Consider the following 15,975-nt stretch of genomic DNA (forward strand, 5'->3'; position numbering starts at 1 on the left):
GTCCGCAAGGCGCGGGAACTGCGACCCGACCTCGCCATCCTCGACGTCAAGATGCCAGTGATGGACGGCATCGACGCCGCGCAGCAGATCACAGCCGAGCGGCTGTCGGCCGTGCTCATGCTCACGGCGTTCAGTCAGCGCGAGCTCGTCGAGCGGGCACGTGAGGCGGGGGCGCTCGCCTACCTGGTCAAGCCGTTCCAGAAGCAGGATCTGCTGCCGGCGATCGAGATCGCCAGCGGCCGCTTCAGGGATCTGCAGGGCCTCACCGAGGAGGTCGGCACGCTCGCGGACCGGCTCGAGTCGCGCAAGGCGGTCGACCGCGCCAAGGGACTGCTCCAGGAGCACGAGGCCATGACCGAGGCCGCCGCGTTCCGCTGGATCCAGAAGACGGCGATGCAACGTCGGGTCACGATGCGCGTGGTCGCGGGTCAGGTGATCGAGCGGTACTCGAAGGCGTGAGACCGATCCCGGTGCGAGGTCCGTCATGACACTGATCCCAATGACCGCGATGTCCGCTACGATGCGCGTCGCACCCCCGGTCCTGACCGGCTGCGACCGCCTCCTGGCGACGCCGACAGCCACCGGGCCGGTTGGTGCCCGGCTCCGCCGGCAAGAACATGTACAGGCCCCCGGGGTCATGCGGGGGTTGTGATGAGAGGAGCGCCCATGCGGGCCCGCTGGATCCGGCCCTGCCGTGTGGCGCTTGCGGCGCTGCTGTTCGTGCAGCTCCTCGCCGTACCTGCCCTCGCGGAGACCGCCCAGGAGTCAGAGCAGCCATCCGAGGCGGCCAGCGACGCCGAGGAGCCGGCGGAATCGGTGCGGGGGACCCTGCTCCAGCGCCCCGAGGACGGTGATCCCGTGCCGGTCGACGGAGCCGAGATCATCATCCGCTCCAACGGCGAAGAGGTCGGCACGATCGTCACGGACGCCGACGGCGCGTTCGAGTCCGGAGTCCCGGGTCCCGGCGACTACGAGGCGGAGCTCGTCGTCGAGTCACTTCCGGAGGGTGTGGCGCTCACGAGTGACGCGGAGGACGCGAACGTGTTGGAGTTCGACATCGCGCCCGGGCAGTCGCGCACGTTGCTGTTCCGGCTGGGCGAGCCCAGCGGTGGTGGGTCGGGTGTCAACCTCCCGCTCCAGTTGACGGTCGAGGGCTTGAAGCTCGGTCTGATCATCGGGATCACATCGATCGGCCTGTCGCTGATCTTCGGCACGACCGGCCTCGTCAACTTCGCGCACGGTGAAATGGTCAGCTTCGGCGCGATCATCGCCTATTTGTTCAATGTCACACTCGGCCTCCACCTGGTGCCGGCGGCGATCATCGCGATCTTCTTCGGCTTTCTCACCGGCGCAGCGCTCGACCGCGGCCTGTGGCGGCCGTTGCGCGAGCGTGGCACGTCGCTCATCGCGATGCTCGTGGTTTCGATCGGCCTGTCGCTGCTGTGGCGCTACGGCATGCTGTTCCAGTTCGGTGGCGGTACACGGCCCTATGCGCAGTACTCCGTACAGCGCGCGGTCTCGATCGGCCCGGTCCAGATCGCGCCGAAGGACCTGTGGTCGATGGCGATCTCGATCATCGTGCTGATCGGGGTCGGGCTCCTGCTGTTGCGGACCCGGATCGGCAAGGCCATGCGGGCGGTCTCCGACAACCGCGACCTCGCGGCGTCGTCGGGCATCAACGTCGAAATGGTCGTCCTCGTCGTGTGGGCGCTGGGCGGCGGTCTCGCGACGCTCGGCGGCGTGTTGTTCGGGCTCGCCGAGCAGGTCAGCTGGCAGATGGGCTTCCAACTGCTGCTGCTGATGTTCGCCGGCGTCATCCTCGGCGGGCTGGGCACGGCGTTCGGTGCGCTGGTGGGCAGCCTGATCGTCGGGCTGTTCGTGCAGCTGTCGACGTTGGTCGTCCCGCCGGAGCTCAAGAACGTCGGGGCGTTCCTTACGCTGATCCTGGTCCTGCTGGTGCGCCCGCAGGGTATCCTCGGTCGCGCTGAACGGATCGGGTAGTCGCTGTGCAGGTGCGGACGCGATCGGAAAGGTCGGCATGGACTTCGCTGTGATCTTTCGGGACTTCGTGCGGGCGGCGATCGGCGACTCCGCCGTGTACTTCGCCGTCGCGGCGGTCGGCCTGAACCTGCACTTCGGGTACACGGGACTACTGAACTTCGGCCACATCGGCTTCCTGATGGTCGGCGCATACGGCCTGGCCATCGCCGTGACGTTCTTCTCGTTGTCGATGTGGGCGGGCATCATCGTCGGCATGATCTGGGCGGTCCTGCTGGCACTGCTGCTCGGTGCGCCCACGCTGCGCCTGCGCGCTGACTACCTGGCGATCGTGACGATCGTGGCGGCCGAGATCCTGCGGTTCGTCTTCCGCTCGGTGTGGGCGCGCGAGGTCACCGGCGGGTCCTTCGGTCTCACGCAGTTCGCCCGTGACTTCTATGCGATCAACCCGTTCCCGGAAGGACGCTACGGCATCTGGGTCGTCAACTTCAGCGAGCGGGCCACGTGGGTGCTGGTCGCGGGCTGGGCGCTGGCCGGCCTGTGCACGTTGCTGGTCTGGGCGTTGGCGCGCAGCCCATGGGGCCGGGTCCTGCGTGCGATCCGCGAGGACGAGGACGCGGCGCGCAGCCTTGGCAAGAACGTCTTCGCCTACAAGATGCAGAGCCTGGTCCTCGGCGGCGTGCTGGGCGCGTTCGGCGGGATCGTGCTCGCCATCAACACCCAGTCGGTGCAGCCCGACACCTACTCACCACCGGTCACGTTCTTCATCTTCACCGCATTGATCCTGGGTGGTGCCGCCACGGTCGTCGGACCGATCATCGGCTCGATGATGTTCTGGGCGTTGCTGGCGGCGACCAACACGGCGCTGCGCCAGGCGGTCGCGGCGGGGTACATCCCCGACGAGCTGATGTCGGGCACGCAGATCGGTCAGGTGCGCTTCATGCTGGTGGGCCTGGGGCTCATGCTGTTGATGATCTACAGACCCCAGGGCATCTTCGGCGACCGAAGGGAGTTGGCGCTTGAACGGTGATGCCGTCACCGCGACCCCCATGGCGGGCGTCGCGCCGGAGCCGGGGTCGGCCAAGCCGGATCCCATCCTGTCCGCCTCCAACGTGTCACGAACGTTCGGCGGGCTCAAGGCCGTCGACGTCGAGCACCTCGAGGTCCAGCGCGGGGTGATCACCGCCCTGATCGGTCCGAACGGCGCCGGCAAGACCACGTTCTTCAACCTGGTCAGCGGGTTCGACACGCCCGACACCGGTCACTGGAGCTTCAACGGCAGGTCGCTGTCAGGCATGCCGGCGTACGCGATCGCCCGTACCGGCATGGTCCGGACGTTCCAGCTGACCAAGGCGCTGGCGCGCCTGACCGTGATGGAGAACATGAAGCTCGGTGCCACCGGGCAGCGGGGCGAGAGCATCTGGCGTGCGCTGCTGCCGCCGGTGTGGCGCGAACAGGACCGCCAGATCGAGGAGCGCGCTGACGTGCTGCTGGAGCGCTTCAGCATGGCGCACATGCGCAACGACTTCGCCGGCGAGCTGTCCGGCGGGCAGCGCAAGCTGCTCGAGATGGCACGCGCGCTGATGAGCAACCCCGAGATGGTGCTGCTGGACGAGCCCACGGCCGGCGTCAACCCTGCGCTCAAGCAGTCGCTGCTGGGCCACGTCCGAGAGGTGCTCGATGACGGCACGACGGTGATGTTCGTCGAGCACGACATGGACATGGTCCGCGACATCAGTGACTGGGTCGTCGTGATGGGCGAGGGCACGATCATCGCCGAGGGGCCGCACCAGAGCATCGGCAGGAACCAGACCGTCATCGACGCGTACCTCGGCAGTCACCACGAGCAGCCGTTGTCCCTCGAGGAGGAGGAGGCGCAGTTGGCCGAGGCCGACCAAGCGCTCGACGCGGAGGCGACCACGAAGCGACAGGAACCGGCATGAGCGACGCCACGGACGGCCGGTCCGCACCGCGATCCGAGGACGATCCCGGACAGCTCGATGCCGCACCCGTCGGCGAGGAGGTGGACGCGATCCCGGTGGGGGAGCGGCCGTCGGAGCCGTCGGAGGGTGTGCTGGTTGCCGAAAACGTCGTCGCCGGCTACATCCCCGGTGTGCCGATCCTGCGTGGTTGCACGCTCGTGCTCGGCGAAGGCGAACTGGTGGGGATCGTCGGGCCCAACGGGGCCGGCAAGTCGACGTTGATCAAGGCGATCTTCGGCCTGGTCACCGTGGCCGACGGCACCGTCGAGTTCCGGGGCGACGACATCACGTCGCTGCAGGCCCACGAGCTCGTGTCTCGCGGCATCGGTTACGTGCCGCAAACCGAGAACGTGTTCCCGAGCCTCACGGTCGAGGAGAACATGGAGATGGGGCTGTTCCGCGCCCCCAAGAAGTTCAAAGAGCGCTTCGACGCCGTGCTCGACCTCTTCCCGAAGCTCGGGGAGCGGCGCGGCCAGCGTGCCGGTTCGCTGTCTGGTGGCGAGCGGCAGATGGTCGCGATGGGACGCGCGCTGATGATGGACCCGCAGGTGCTGCTGCTCGACGAGCCGTCGGCCGGCCTCTCCCCGGTGCTCCAGGACCAGGTGTTCATCCGGACGAAGCGGATCAACCAGACCGGCGTGTCCATCATCATGGTCGAACAGAACGCCCGGCGGTGCCTGCAGATCTGTGACCGCGGCTACGTGCTCGACCAGGGCCGCAACGCGTACACCAACACCGGCGAGGAGCTGCTCCACGACCCGAAGGTCATCGAGCTCTACCTCGGCACGCTGGGCGCAGCCTGATACAAGCTCCCGTCTGCCGTCGCCTGCCCGCGCCCGGCCTGACGACGGCGACCGACCGGGGGACGCCACGGGCGATCGTCGGAGGGTGCGATGGTCCGCCGGCATGGTGCAGACTTGGTCCATGAGCCGCCGATCCCGCGCCTTTTTCCTCGTGGCCCTGCTGCTCGCGGCGTGCTCTCCGGCCGCCGATTCGACCGCAGGTTCCTTGGAGCGCCGCTCCGACGGGCAGCCGGCGAGCTCCGTCGAGGGCCTGTCCGCGACCGTCGTGCAATACACGCGCGACCGTCCCCAACGTCGCGTGCAGGTGAAGGTCACCAACGGGTCCGACCAGCCGATCGACCTGGAGATCTTAGATCCGGGGCTCGCCGGGTACGACGACGCGGTGCCGCCCGACCAGCGGTCACACCTGGAACCTGGGCGGCGCGTCGACTTCCCCGTCAATCTCGAGGAACCGTCGTGTGACGCGACGCCGGCCCCGACGTCACAGCTGACGCTCCGTGTGTCGACGACTGCCGGTACGATCCGGCAGCACGTGCCGATCGACGACGCATCGCTGCTTTCCGACCTGCACACGCTCGACTGCGCGATCCGGCGGGTCGAGGCGAACGTCGACATCGCACTCGGCGACGACTGGCGCCAGGTCCGTAGCGGTGCCCACGCGGCCGTCATCGGCGAGGTCAGCTTGAGGCTGCGTCCTGGTGGATCCTCGGCGACCGTCTCGGCACTTGACGCGGGGCTGCTGCTCAGCGTCCGGTCGGGAGACCCGAGTGATGGCGACGGCGCGGCGGACGTCACCGTCGACGAGGAGTACCCGCAACAGACGTGGCAGGTCGAGCTGATCGGTACGCGGTGCGACGGGCACGCCATCGCCGAGAGCCGCCGCCTGATCGCGCTGACCTTCCTGACGTCGGTGCCGGGTGCCGACGACGTGCCCATCCGACGGTCACCTGACGTCGACGCGTACGAGACGATGGTCGCGGCACTGCTGGAACGGTGCGCTGCCCGCGAAGGTGGCACCGACATCTGAGTGCCGTCCCCGGCGGCGGTGACCCCGTTCCGGCTGTGACCAGGTCTTGGCGCGAGGGTGGAGGCCGCGTAAGTCGTCCCGACGCATTCGAGAGGAGCGATCGCGACCGCTGCCACGGACGAACGTGGGCCCGGCCGTACGGCCGGGCCCACGCGGCAGGTGGTGCGGTGCGGACCACGACGGATCCGCACCGATGGATCAGCTAGCCGCCGACAGACGCTTCCTTGGTCTCGGCGAGCTCGGTGAACTCGTCACCGGTGTACTCGCGGATCTGGAAGGTCGCCGTCTGCGGGTCGCCCGCTTCGTCCATCTCGATCGGACCGGACGCACCGTCGTAGTCGATGTCCTCGCCGTCGTCGATCAGCTGCCTGCACTCCTCGAACGACGTGCAGGCGGTGCCCTCGGTGGTGACACCCGGCAGCTCCGTCGCGATGTCCTCGCCGACGTCCGATCCGGCCGCCTCCGCGGCGAGCGCGGACGTGATCACGGCGTCATAGGTCTCGCCGGCGTAGCTGAACGACTCCAGGTCCGGGTCGACCTCGAGCAGCCGATCGCGGAACTCACCCTCGGCGGGCGAGCCCGGCAGGGTGCAGCGGGTGCCCTCGATCTCCGCGGAGACCTCCGCCAGCTCGGCCGAGTCGACATTGCCGTCGACGCAGTACAGGCCCTTGCTGTCCGGACCCAGGCCCTGCTCGACGAGGGTCGAGAAGATGCGGCCCGACTCGGCGAACCCGATGACGACGATGCAGTCGGGGTCGCTCTGGACCAGTTCCTGCACCTCGGCGTCGAAGTTCTGCGCGTTCGGGTCGTACACGATCTCGTTGGTGACCTCGCCCCCGGACTCGCTGATGGAGGTCGCGGCGTTGTTGAGCAGGCCCTCTCCGTAGGGGTCCTGCAGCGCCATGAGACCCACGGTCGCGCAGCCGTCGTCGATGGTCAGCTCACCGAGCACGCGACCCTGCAGCACGTCGCTGGGCGCCGTGCGGAAGTACAGGCCACGGTCCTCGTAGTCCGTGAAGTCCGGTGACGTGTTCGCCGGCGAGAAGTGGACGACCCCGGCACCGGTGACCTTGTCGATGAACGTGAACGACACGGCGCTCGAGGCCGCACCGACGATCACGTCAGCACCGTTGGCGAGGTGCTGGTCGACCGTCTGGTTGGCGATGTCGGTCGTGGTGTCACCCGAGTCACCCGGCAGCACCTCGATGTCACCGTCGAGCACACCGCCCGCCTCGTTGATCTCCTGCGCGGCCAGCTCGGCGCCCGCGAACTCGGGCGGCCCGAGCGACGCGAGGCTGCCGGTCTCGGGCAGCACCAGCCCGATGGTCAGGATGCCGTCACCCTGGCCCGTCGCCGCTGCCTCGGTGCCCGCTTCGCTCGACTCGGTCTCGTCGGCAGCCGGTTCGCTGGTCTCGGCTGGTTCGGACTCCTCGGCGGCGCCTTCTTCCTCCGCCGCGCCGCCACACGCTGCGAGCAGCAGGGCGAGCGTCGTCAGCAGGGCGAGGAGCCGTGCTGTCTTCTTGCTCATGCGTTCTCCTCAGTGGGATTGAACCGTCGACGTCCACGTTGCGGTGCACGCCTTGTGTGCGCGGGGGACCGGAGGGACCCGCATCGATCACGCACTCTACTACCTTCACCGTAGAGGAATGTAGCGCTCGTGTCATGCCCGCTACCGCGGATGTTGTGTCTGGCTACGACAATGGTCGGACCGCAGGCCCTGGTGCTGGTGCGCGGCGCCGCGGACCACGCCGCCGGACGTCCCGACGCCCGGACGTCGATCACGGGCCGCGCCGGCGTCCTAGCATGCGGTGCCTGCGGATCGATCCGTCCCCGAGGATGACCACGATGACCACGTCCCGCCCGACGCTGGCGCTGCTCGACGGCCACAGCCTCGCCTACCGCGCCTTCTACGCGCTGCCGGAGGACCTGCGTACGACCACCGGGCAGGTGACCAACGCGGTCTACGGGTTCACCAGCATGCTCATCAAGCTGCTCGCCGACCACGCGCCGGACCGCATCGGCGTGACGTTCGATCGCGGCCGACCCGCGCAGCGCCTGGAGCTGCTGCCCACCTACAAGGCCAACCGGTCGGAGAGCCCCGACGCCTTCCGGTCACAGATCCCGCTCATCTTCGAGGTGCTCGACGCGCTGACGATCCCGCGCGTCATGGTCGAAGGGATCGAGGCCGACGACCTGATCGCCACGTACGCCACCGCCGCGGTGGCCGAGGGCATGGACGTGCTGATCGTCAGCGGCGACCGCGACGTGTTCCAACTGATCGACGAGCACGTCGCGGTCATCTACACCCGACGCGGCATCAGCGACACCGTGCTGATGGATGTGGATGCCGTCAAGGAGAAGTATGGCGTCGATCCGGCGCACTACCCGCAGCTCGCCGCCCTGCGCGGCGACCCGAGCGACAACATCCCCGGTGTGCCAGGGGTGGGTGACAAGACGGCGGCCAAGCTGCTGAACGACTTCGGCGACCTCGACGGCGTCTTCGCCAACCTCGACCGCGTGCGCGGCAAGAAGCTGCCGGCGACGCTCGCCGAGCACGAGCAGTCGGTGCGCAACGGGCACCTCGTCGCGCTGCTGGACCGTGCCGTCGACGTGCCGGAGCCGCTCGACGCACTGCGCATGGGCACCGTCGACCTCGAGACGGTGCGCAAGCTGTTCGCCACGTTGGAGTTCCGCAGCCTGTGGGAGCGCCTCTACCCGGTGCTCGACACGGAGGCAGAGGCGGAGGCCACGGCGTTCGCGCTCGAGCCCGAGCAGGGCGCGGCCGGCGCGCTGGCCACGTGGCTGGGAACGGTCGACGACGACGCACTCGTCGCGGTGCTGCCACGTGTCAGCGGCCGCCTGCCGGACGTCGTGCTCGACGCCGTCGCGCTGGCCGCCGAGGGCCACAACCCGATCCACCTCGCCGTCAGCGACGCCGACGAACGGGATCTCGAGGCGCTGCGGGGGTTGCTGGCCGCCCCGGACCGGCCACTGTGCTGCCACGACGCCAAGCAACTGCTGCATGCGGCGGGCGGTCGCGGGTGGGCGGTCGACGGGGTCCGTCTGGACACCGCGCTCGCGGCCTATCTGATCCGGCCGGCGCAGCGCACCTACGACCTCGAGCGGCTCGCGCTCGACCACCTGCGCAAGCAGATCGACGCACCCGACGAGGACCCCGGCGACGGCCAGCTCGCGATGGCGGTCGACGACGAGTGGCGGACGCACGCCGTGCGCGCGCAGGCGCTGCTCGAGCTGGTCGAGCCGCTGGAGGCCGAGCTCGCGGAGCGCGACCAGCGACGGCTCCTCGAAGAGATCGAGCTGCCGTTGGTGCCGGTGCTGGCCGGTCTGGAGCACACCGGCATCGCGGTCGACCTCGATGTCCTGACCGAGATCGGTGACACCCTCGCCGACCGCGTCGCGACCCTGCGCGACGAGATCTACCGCTGCGCGGGCGACGAGTTCAACCTCGACTCGCCCAAGCAGTTGCAGCACGTGCTCTTCGAACAGCTCGGTCTACCCAGGACCAAGCGCATCAAGAGCGGGTGGTCGACCGATGCCAACGCGTTGACGTCGCTGATCGACGCGCACCCGATCATCGGGCCGCTGCTGCGATACCGCGAGGTGTCCAAGCTCAAGGGCACCTACGTCGATGCGCTGCCTCCGCTGGTGCACCCCCGTACCGGACGCATCCACGCCGAGTTCAACCAGACGGTCGCGGTCACGGGGCGCCTGTCGTCGCAGAACCCGAACCTGCAGAACATCCCGATCCGCTCGGCCACGGGCCGCGAGATCCGGCGCGCCTTCGTCCCCGGGGCCGGCTACAGCAAGCTCGTCGTCGCCGACTACTCACAGATCGAGCTGCGCGTGATGGCGCACCTGTCCGGCGACGAACGTCTCATCGCCGCGTTCGAATCCGGCGAGGACATCCACGCGACGACGGCCGCGATGGTGTGGGACATGCCGATCGATGCCGTCGACAACACACTGCGCAGCCGCATCAAGGGCATGACCTACGGACTGGCGTACGGGCTGAGCGCGTTCGGTCTGGGCCAGCAGTTGGGCATCCCGCCCGACGAGGCGCGCGAGCTGATGGATGCGTACTTCGAGCGGTTCCCGAAGGTGCGCAGCTACCTGCACGGCGTCGTCGACCAGGCCCGTCTCGACGGCTTCACCGCGACGCTGTTCGACCGGCGCCGCTACCTGCCCGATCTGATGAGCGACCAGCGGCAGCGGCGTCAGATGGCCGAGCGCATGGCGCTGAATGCGCCCATCCAGGGGACCGCGGCCGACATCATCAAGCTGGCGATGATCGCTGTCGCCGACGAGCTCGCACGCAGCGATCTGCAGGCGCAACTGCTGCTGCAGGTGCACGACGAGCTGGTCTGCGAGGCGGTCGACGACGACGTCGACGCGCTGGCGGACCTGCTGCGCGACCGGATGAGCACGGTGGCTCATCTGGCGGTGTCGTTGGACGTCGACACCGCGACCGGGGTGTCGTGGTACGACGCCGAGAAGCACTGACGAACCCGGTGGCGCCTGCCACCGGTCGTCCTCGCATGCTGGACGGCATGCGGCGCGCGGCCGCGTCGGTGCCGGCCACGGCGAAACAGTCGCGTTGACAGTACCGTAGGACTGCGTGAGACTGGGGCGACCGGTGTCTGCCGGGCGCCCCATGCTGCTATCCGTGCACCGAATTCCCTCGTCATCTGTGCCCCCTGATGGAGACCGACGACCAGCTATGACCGACCGTCCCGACGACACCACTGCGACCGCAGCCGCGCCGCAGACCACCCTGACCGCCGCGCCGGCGACCGAGCGCGAGCGAGGCGAGGAGATCGTACTCGCCGAATTCGGCTCACAGGAGGAGTTCGAGCGGGCGCTCGAAGCGACCATCAAGGAGTTCGACGACGGCGACATCGTCGAGGGCGTGGTCGTCAAGGTGGACCCCGAGGAGGTCCTCCTCGACATCGGGTACAAGTCCGAGGGCGTCATCCCGTCGCGGGAGCTGTCGATCAAGCACGACGTCGATCCGTTCGAGGTCGTCCAGGTCGGGGATGTGATCGAGGCGCTCGTCCTCCAGAAGGAGGACAAGGAGGGGCGCCTGGTCCTGTCCAAGAAGCGCGCCCAGTACGAGCGCGCGTGGGGCAAGATCGAGGAGATCCACGAGGCCGATTCGACCGTCACCGGCACGGTGATCGAGGTCGTCAAGGGTGGGCTGATCGTCGACATCGGGCTACGCGGCTTCCTGCCGGCGTCGCTCGTCGAGATGCGGCGCGTACGTGATCTGCACCCGTTCGTCGGCCGCGAGCTCGAAGCCAAGGTGATCGAACTCGACAAGAACCGCAACAACGTCGTGCTGTCGCGCCGCAAGTTCCTCGAGGAGACACAGAGCGAGTTCCGCCGCGAGTTCCTCGAGACCCTGCAGAAGGGCGAGGTGCGCAAGGGCACCGTCAGCTCGATCGTGCAGTTCGGTGCGTTCGTCGACCTCGGCGGCGTCGACGGTCTGGTCCACGTCTCGGAGCTGTCGTGGAAGCACATCGACCATCCCAGCGAAGTCGTCGACGTCGGCGATGAGGTGGAGGTCGAGGTGCTCGACGTCGACCTCGAGCGCGAGCGGGTCAGCCTGTCGCTCAAGGCGACGCAGGAGGACCCGTGGCGGCAGTTCGCCCGCCAGCACTACGTGGGCGAGTTCATCGAGGGCAAGGTCACGAAGCTCGTGCCGTTCGGGTCGTTCGTCAAGGTCGCCGACGGCATCGAGGGCCTCGTGCACATCTCGGAGCTGGCGGAGGCCCACGTCGAGCTGCCCGAGCAGGTCGTCAAGGTCAACGACACGATCACGGTCCGCATCATCGACATCGACGACATCCGTCGGCGCATCTCGCTGTCGCTCAAGCAGGCCGTCAAGGCCGGCTACGGCGAAGAGCCGGAGCTCAGCGCACCGGCCCCGTCGGCACCGAGCGCTCCGTCGTCGTCGGCGCCTTCCGCGCCCGCGCCCTCCTCCACGATGGGTGCGGCGCTCGAGGACGCGCTGCGCCAGCGCGGTGGCGGCGGTGAGGACTCGGACAGCGGCGGGCTGTCGCTGACCGACGTGATCGCCGACCTGCAGTCGCAGACGGGCGGATCGGACGAGAACGAGGACGAGAACGAGAACGAGGACGAGAACGAGGACACAGGCTGAGCCCGGAGAGCGTTCGGTCATGTTCCTCATCGGTCTGACGGGCGGCATCGCGTCGGGCAAGAGCGCGGTCGCGGAGCGGTTCTCGAAGTTCGGCGCCGAGATCATCGACGCCGACGAGATCGCACGCGATGTCACCAAGCCCGGCACGCAGGCGCACCACGAGATCGTCGAGCACTTCGGGTACGAGATCCTGGACGATGACGGGTTCATCGATCGGGCCCGCCTCGGCGCCATCGTGTTCGCCGACGAGCGCCAGCGGTCGGTCCTCAACGAGATCACGCACCCGCCGATCCTGGCGGAGATCGCCGACCGCCTCGAACTGCTCGTCGCCTTCGACGGGTGCGTCGTGCTCGACGTGCCGCTGCTGGTCGAGACCGATGCGGAGCGCAGGTACGACGCGATCGTCGTCGTGGCGACGCGCGAGGAGACGCAGGTCAGCCGACTGGTTCGCGATCGGGGCATGTCGGAGCACGAGGCGCGCCAGCGCGTCCGGGCACAGGCGCCGCTGGACGCGAAGCTGGCCCGTGCGACACACGTGCTGTGGAACGAGGGCTCGCTCGACGAGCTCGCGGCCCGGGCCGACGAGGTGGCCGAGGCGCTGTGCGCGGCGGCGGCCGACGCCGTCGAGGGGACGTCGTCCGGCTAGCGGCGCGTCCCGCGCCGTGGCGCGCAACGCGACCTCGGGCGCGCGATCACAGGTCACCGCGCGGGCCGTTGGACGCCTAGGATTGGCTCGTGCCGAAGAACACGAGTGCCGCTCCGCGTGACCGGCTGCGCCGGCCATTGCGCGACCTGCGGGTGTCGATCACGGACCGCTGCAACTTCCGCTGCACGTACTGCATGCCGCGTGAGCTGTTCGGGCCAGATCATCAGTTCCTGCCCCGCGCCGAGCTGTTGAGCTTCGAGGAGATCGCCCGTGTGGTGCGGGTGCTCGCCGATCTCGGCGTCCGCAAGGTCCGCCTGACCGGGGGCGAGCCGCTCGTCCGGCGGGACGTGACCGAGCTGATCGCGATGCTCGACGGCATCGACGGGATCGACGACCTCGCCATGACGACGAACGGGTCGCTGCTCGCGCCGCTGGCGGACGACCTGCGGGCCGCCGGCCTGCGACGCCTGACCATCAGCCTGGACGCGCTCGACGACGAGGTGTTCCGCGCGATGAGCGACACCAGGACCAGGGTCGACGTGGTGCTTGACGGCATCGCGGCCGCGGAGGCCGCAGGCTTCGCGCCCATCAAGGTCAACGCCGTGGTCAGGGGTGGCGTCAACACCGACCAGATCGTTCCACTGGCACGCTACGGGCGCGAGCACGGGCTGATCGTGCGGTTCATCGAGTTCATGGACGTCGGAACGACGAACGGCTGGCAGCTCGGTGAGGTCGTGCCCAGCCGCGACGTCATCCGCACGATCGACGCGGTGTTCCCCGTCGAACCGCTCGACCCGAACTACGCGGGGGAGGTCGCGCAGCGGTGGCGCTACCGCGACGGCGCCGGTGAGGTCGGAGTCATCTCGTCGGTGTCGCAGCCGTTCTGCTCGACGTGCACCCGGGCGCGCCTGTCGGCGATCGGTGAGCTGTACACGTGCCTGTTCGCCTCCGGCGGTACCGATGTCCGCGCATGGCTGCGCTCGGGGCTCGACGACGATGAGCTGCGTGAACGCCTGGCCGAGGTGTGGCGTGGTCGCTCCGACCGCTACTCCGAGCTCCGCACGCGCGCGACGGCCGACCTCGACAAGGTCGAGATGTCCTACATCGGCGGCTGACCCGTATCTGAGGAACGGGTCAGCGGGGGGCAGTTGACGATCGTCCCGGACCGGGGGGATCAGGATGCCGTGGCCAGTTCGCGGAGCACGGCGTCAACGGCGTCGTCCGTGTTCTCGTAGTCGTGGGCGAACAAGGCCCGGCCGTCCACCACGATCGCGCCGTTGCGCACGCCGCCGGTCAGCTGGCGCCACAGCTCGCCCGGGCCCATGCCACGCCGGCGGCCGTCGCGGAGGATGCTGGGCACGAGCCACACCATGTTGCGGGGGTCGACGACGGTGATGTCGACCGTCCTGCGGGGCAGCTCCGCGCGCAACGCGCGGTAGACCGCGCCCATGGCCTCCATGAGCGAGCGGCTGTGGGCGAACGTGTCGGGATGGCCGACGTCGCAGTCCTCACCGCCGAGCCGACCGCAGCACCCCGATCCGCTGGTCTGGCTGTCCCACTCGCGGACCAGCAGGATGCGGTGCTGCGGGCCGTCGGCTGTCATCGCTACTTCTCCGCCGGCGATTCGACCGGCGCCGTCCTGTCGGCGCGTGCGCCCCGGATCGCCAGCACCGCCTCGACGATCAGCCATCCGGCGAGCACGAAGATGGCCAGATCCAAGGGTGCCAGCAGCCAGTCACGGTTGGCGACGAACTCGCGCAGGTTGATGAACAGCGCCCAGCACGTCATGAACAGCAGGAACGTCAGCGGCACGATCTGCGCCATGGCGTTGCGACCGTTGCGCGTGACCCAGACGGCGATGACCGCGAGTGCCAGGCCTGCCGTCAGCTGGTTGGTCGTCCCGAACAGGGTCCACAGCCGCCCGAACGCGAGCGTGTCGCCGTCGCCGCCGGCCGGCGCGAGCGCCAGTCCCAGCGGGAACACGACAGCCAACGTGGTCGCCAGGTTGAGGTTCTGCGACAGTGTCCGGCTGTCGACGATCTCGCCGATCTCCTGGATGATGTAGCGCTGGAGCCTGATCCCGGTGTCGAGCGTGGTGGCCGCGAACGAGATCACGACCACCGCGGCGAAGACCGTGCCATAGCTAATCGGGATGCCGATGTTGCTCGCGAAGCCGGCCACGCCCTGCACGAAGTTGCCGAGCGCGGTCTCCGATGCCGTCCCGAAGTCTGCGTACTGCTCGCCCCAGTTGAGGCCAACGATGCCGATGCCCGCGGTGGTGGCCAGCACCGCTCCGAGGGCCAGTGACCCCTCGCCCAGCGACCCCATGTACCCGATGTAACGCGCATCCGTGTCCTTGTCGAGCTGCTTGGATGTCGTGCCGCTCGATACCAGGCTGTGGAACCCGCTCACCGCACCGCAGGCGATGGTCACGAACAGGAAGGGGAACCAGTTGCGGGCGCCGCCCACCGAGTTGAACGCCGGCGCGGCGATCGTGTCCATGCCGATCAGCACTCCGAGGAAGATGACTCCGAGCGCGATGAACAGCTGGTGGGAGTTGATGTAGTCGCGTGGCTGCAGCAGCACCCAGACCGGGATGCGCGAGGCGATCCACCCGTAGATGAACAGCAGCAGGATCCACAGGGTGCGCGCGCTCATCCCGAGGCCCTCAGCGATGCCCGTGATGTCGATGGGGTACGCCATCCCGACCAGGATCATGGCGTACAGCACGATGACACCGGCGATCGACGGCACCAGTGCGCTGCTGTTCGTGCGGCGGATGTACTGGCCGATGAAGATCGCCAGCGGGATCTCCAACGTGATCGGGATGACGGCCTCGGGATTGCCGACGAACAGCGTCCCGATGACGATCGCGAACACGGCGTTGACCAGCGTCAGCAGGAAGAAGATGATCGCCAGGAACAGCGTCCGCGAGCGTGGGTTGATCACGTCCTGGGCGAGGGTGCCGATGTTCGTGGCCTTGTTGCGCACGGAGACGACGAGGCTGCCCGTGTCGTGCACCCCGGCCGCGAACACGGTCCCGGCAACGATCCACAACAGCGCCGGCAGCCATCCCCAGACCACGGCGATCGCGGGACCGACGATGGGCGCGGCGCCGGCGATCGAGGTGAAGTGGTGGCCGAACAGGACGTGCCTGTTGGTCGGCACGTAGTCGACGCCATCCTCGAACTCGTGTGCTGGCGTCACGAAGTCAGGATCCAGCGCGTACACCTTCTCCGCCAGGTAGGTGGAGTAGAACCGGTAGGCCAGCGCGAAGATCGCAATGACAGCGACGAATACGACGACAGCAGGCAACGGACTGCCTTTCACCCGAACGGACC

Annotated in this window: 13 protein-coding genes; 10 read left to right on the forward strand and 3 right to left on the reverse strand. The window is 68.6% G+C overall.

The annotated features are described in order from the left end of the window. The 6 genes from VFZ70_04765 to VFZ70_04790 all read left to right on the forward strand — a co-directional run. Nucleotides 1-459, forward strand: a 459-nt coding sequence (locus VFZ70_04765) for an ANTAR domain-containing protein (protein HEX6255102.1), incomplete at its 5' end; no start/stop codon positions are given. Nucleotides 460-666: 207 nt separating this feature from the next. After that, nucleotides 667-2,001 (forward strand): branched-chain amino acid ABC transporter permease, encoded by a 1,335-nt coding sequence (locus tag VFZ70_04770; GenBank protein ID HEX6255103.1) that lies wholly within the window; start codon nt 667-669, stop codon nt 1,999-2,001. Nucleotides 2,002-2,038: 37 nt separating this feature from the next. Beyond that, nucleotides 2,039-3,028 carry a branched-chain amino acid ABC transporter permease gene (locus tag VFZ70_04775; protein ID HEX6255104.1) on the forward strand — a complete coding sequence of 330 codons (990 nt, stop codon included), beginning with the start codon at nt 2,039-2,041 and terminating at the stop codon, nt 3,026-3,028. Next, on the forward strand, nt 3,018-3,941 hold the full coding sequence (locus VFZ70_04780; GenBank protein ID HEX6255105.1) for an ABC transporter ATP-binding protein: 924 nt from the start codon (nt 3,018-3,020) through the stop codon (nt 3,939-3,941). The genes VFZ70_04775 and VFZ70_04780 overlap by 11 nt, the downstream gene beginning before the upstream one ends. After that, complete coding sequence (locus VFZ70_04785; protein HEX6255106.1) at nt 3,938-4,783, forward strand: ABC transporter ATP-binding protein; 846 nt, start codon at nt 3,938-3,940, stop codon at nt 4,781-4,783. The genes VFZ70_04780 and VFZ70_04785 overlap by 4 nt, the downstream gene beginning before the upstream one ends. 121 nt (nt 4,784-4,904) lie before the next feature. Beyond that, entirely contained in the window at nt 4,905-5,810 is a 906-nt protein-coding gene (locus tag VFZ70_04790; GenBank protein ID HEX6255107.1) for a hypothetical protein, read from the forward strand. A gap of 202 nt (nt 5,811-6,012) precedes the next feature. On the opposite strand, the gene VFZ70_04795 is transcribed toward VFZ70_04790, so the two are convergent. Continuing rightward, on the reverse strand, nt 6,013-7,338 hold the full coding sequence (locus VFZ70_04795) for an ABC transporter substrate-binding protein (GenBank protein ID HEX6255108.1): 1,326 nt from the start codon (nt 7,336-7,338) through the stop codon (nt 6,013-6,015). Between the two features lie 317 nt (nt 7,339-7,655). On the opposite strand from VFZ70_04795, the gene polA reads away from it, so the two are divergent. The 4 genes from polA (at nt 7,656) to moaA (ending at nt 13,749) form a co-directional block, all read left to right on the forward strand. Further along, complete coding sequence (polA, locus tag VFZ70_04800) at nt 7,656-10,331, forward strand: DNA polymerase I (protein ID HEX6255109.1); 2,676 nt, start codon at nt 7,656-7,658, stop codon at nt 10,329-10,331. Between the two features lie 217 nt (nt 10,332-10,548). Beyond that, nucleotides 10,549-11,988 (forward strand): 30S ribosomal protein S1, encoded by a 1,440-nt coding sequence (rpsA, locus tag VFZ70_04805; GenBank protein ID HEX6255110.1) that lies wholly within the window; start codon nt 10,549-10,551, stop codon nt 11,986-11,988. A 19-nt stretch (nt 11,989-12,007) separates the two neighbouring features. Continuing rightward, nucleotides 12,008-12,634: a dephospho-CoA kinase gene (coaE, locus tag VFZ70_04810; GenBank protein HEX6255111.1), complete on the forward strand. Its 627-nt coding sequence runs from the start codon at nt 12,008-12,010 to the stop codon at nt 12,632-12,634. A gap of 89 nt (nt 12,635-12,723) precedes the next feature. Next, nucleotides 12,724-13,749 (forward strand): GTP 3',8-cyclase MoaA, encoded by a 1,026-nt coding sequence (moaA, locus tag VFZ70_04815; protein HEX6255112.1) that lies wholly within the window; start codon nt 12,724-12,726, stop codon nt 13,747-13,749. Nucleotides 13,750-13,808: 59 nt separating this feature from the next. On the opposite strand, the gene VFZ70_04820 is transcribed toward moaA, so the two are convergent. Together VFZ70_04820 and VFZ70_04825 are read right to left on the reverse strand one after the other, a co-directional pair. After that, the gene (locus VFZ70_04820; GenBank protein ID HEX6255113.1) at nt 13,809-14,237 is read right to left on the reverse strand and encodes a hypothetical protein; all 429 of its coding nucleotides are present in this window, start codon (nt 14,235-14,237) and stop codon (nt 13,809-13,811) included. 2 nt (nt 14,238-14,239) lie between these two features. Continuing rightward, nucleotides 14,240-15,949 carry a carbon starvation protein A gene (locus VFZ70_04825; protein ID HEX6255114.1) on the reverse strand — a complete coding sequence of 570 codons (1,710 nt, stop codon included), beginning with the start codon at nt 15,947-15,949 and terminating at the stop codon, nt 14,240-14,242. Nucleotides 15,950-15,975 lie beyond the last annotated feature (26 nt).

This window comes from Euzebyales bacterium (genome assembly GCA_036374135.1).
In the GTDB taxonomy this organism is placed as follows: Bacteria; Actinomycetota; Nitriliruptoria; order Euzebyales; family JAHELV01; genus JAHELV01.

Coding starts and splice junctions, on each gene's coding strand:
- VFZ70_04770 (HEX6255103.1), top strand. CDS start 667: ATGCGGGCCCGCTGGATCCGGCCCTGCCGTGTGGCGCTTGCGGCGCTG.
- VFZ70_04775 (HEX6255104.1), top strand. CDS start 2,039: ATGGACTTCGCTGTGATCTTTCGGGACTTCGTGCGGGCGGCGATCGGC.
- VFZ70_04785 (HEX6255106.1), top strand. CDS start 3,938: ATGAGCGACGCCACGGACGGCCGGTCCGCACCGCGATCCGAGGACGAT.
- VFZ70_04790 (HEX6255107.1), top strand. CDS start 4,905: ATGAGCCGCCGATCCCGCGCCTTTTTCCTCGTGGCCCTGCTGCTCGCG.
- VFZ70_04795 (HEX6255108.1), bottom strand. CDS start 7,338: ATGAGCAAGAAGACAGCACGGCTCCTCGCCCTGCTGACGACGCTCGCC.
- polA (HEX6255109.1), top strand. CDS start 7,656: ATGACCACGTCCCGCCCGACGCTGGCGCTGCTCGACGGCCACAGCCTC.
- rpsA (HEX6255110.1), top strand. CDS start 10,549: ATGACCGACCGTCCCGACGACACCACTGCGACCGCAGCCGCGCCGCAG.
- coaE (HEX6255111.1), top strand. CDS start 12,008: ATGTTCCTCATCGGTCTGACGGGCGGCATCGCGTCGGGCAAGAGCGCG.
- VFZ70_04820 (HEX6255113.1), bottom strand. CDS start 14,237: ATGACAGCCGACGGCCCGCAGCACCGCATCCTGCTGGTCCGCGAGTGG.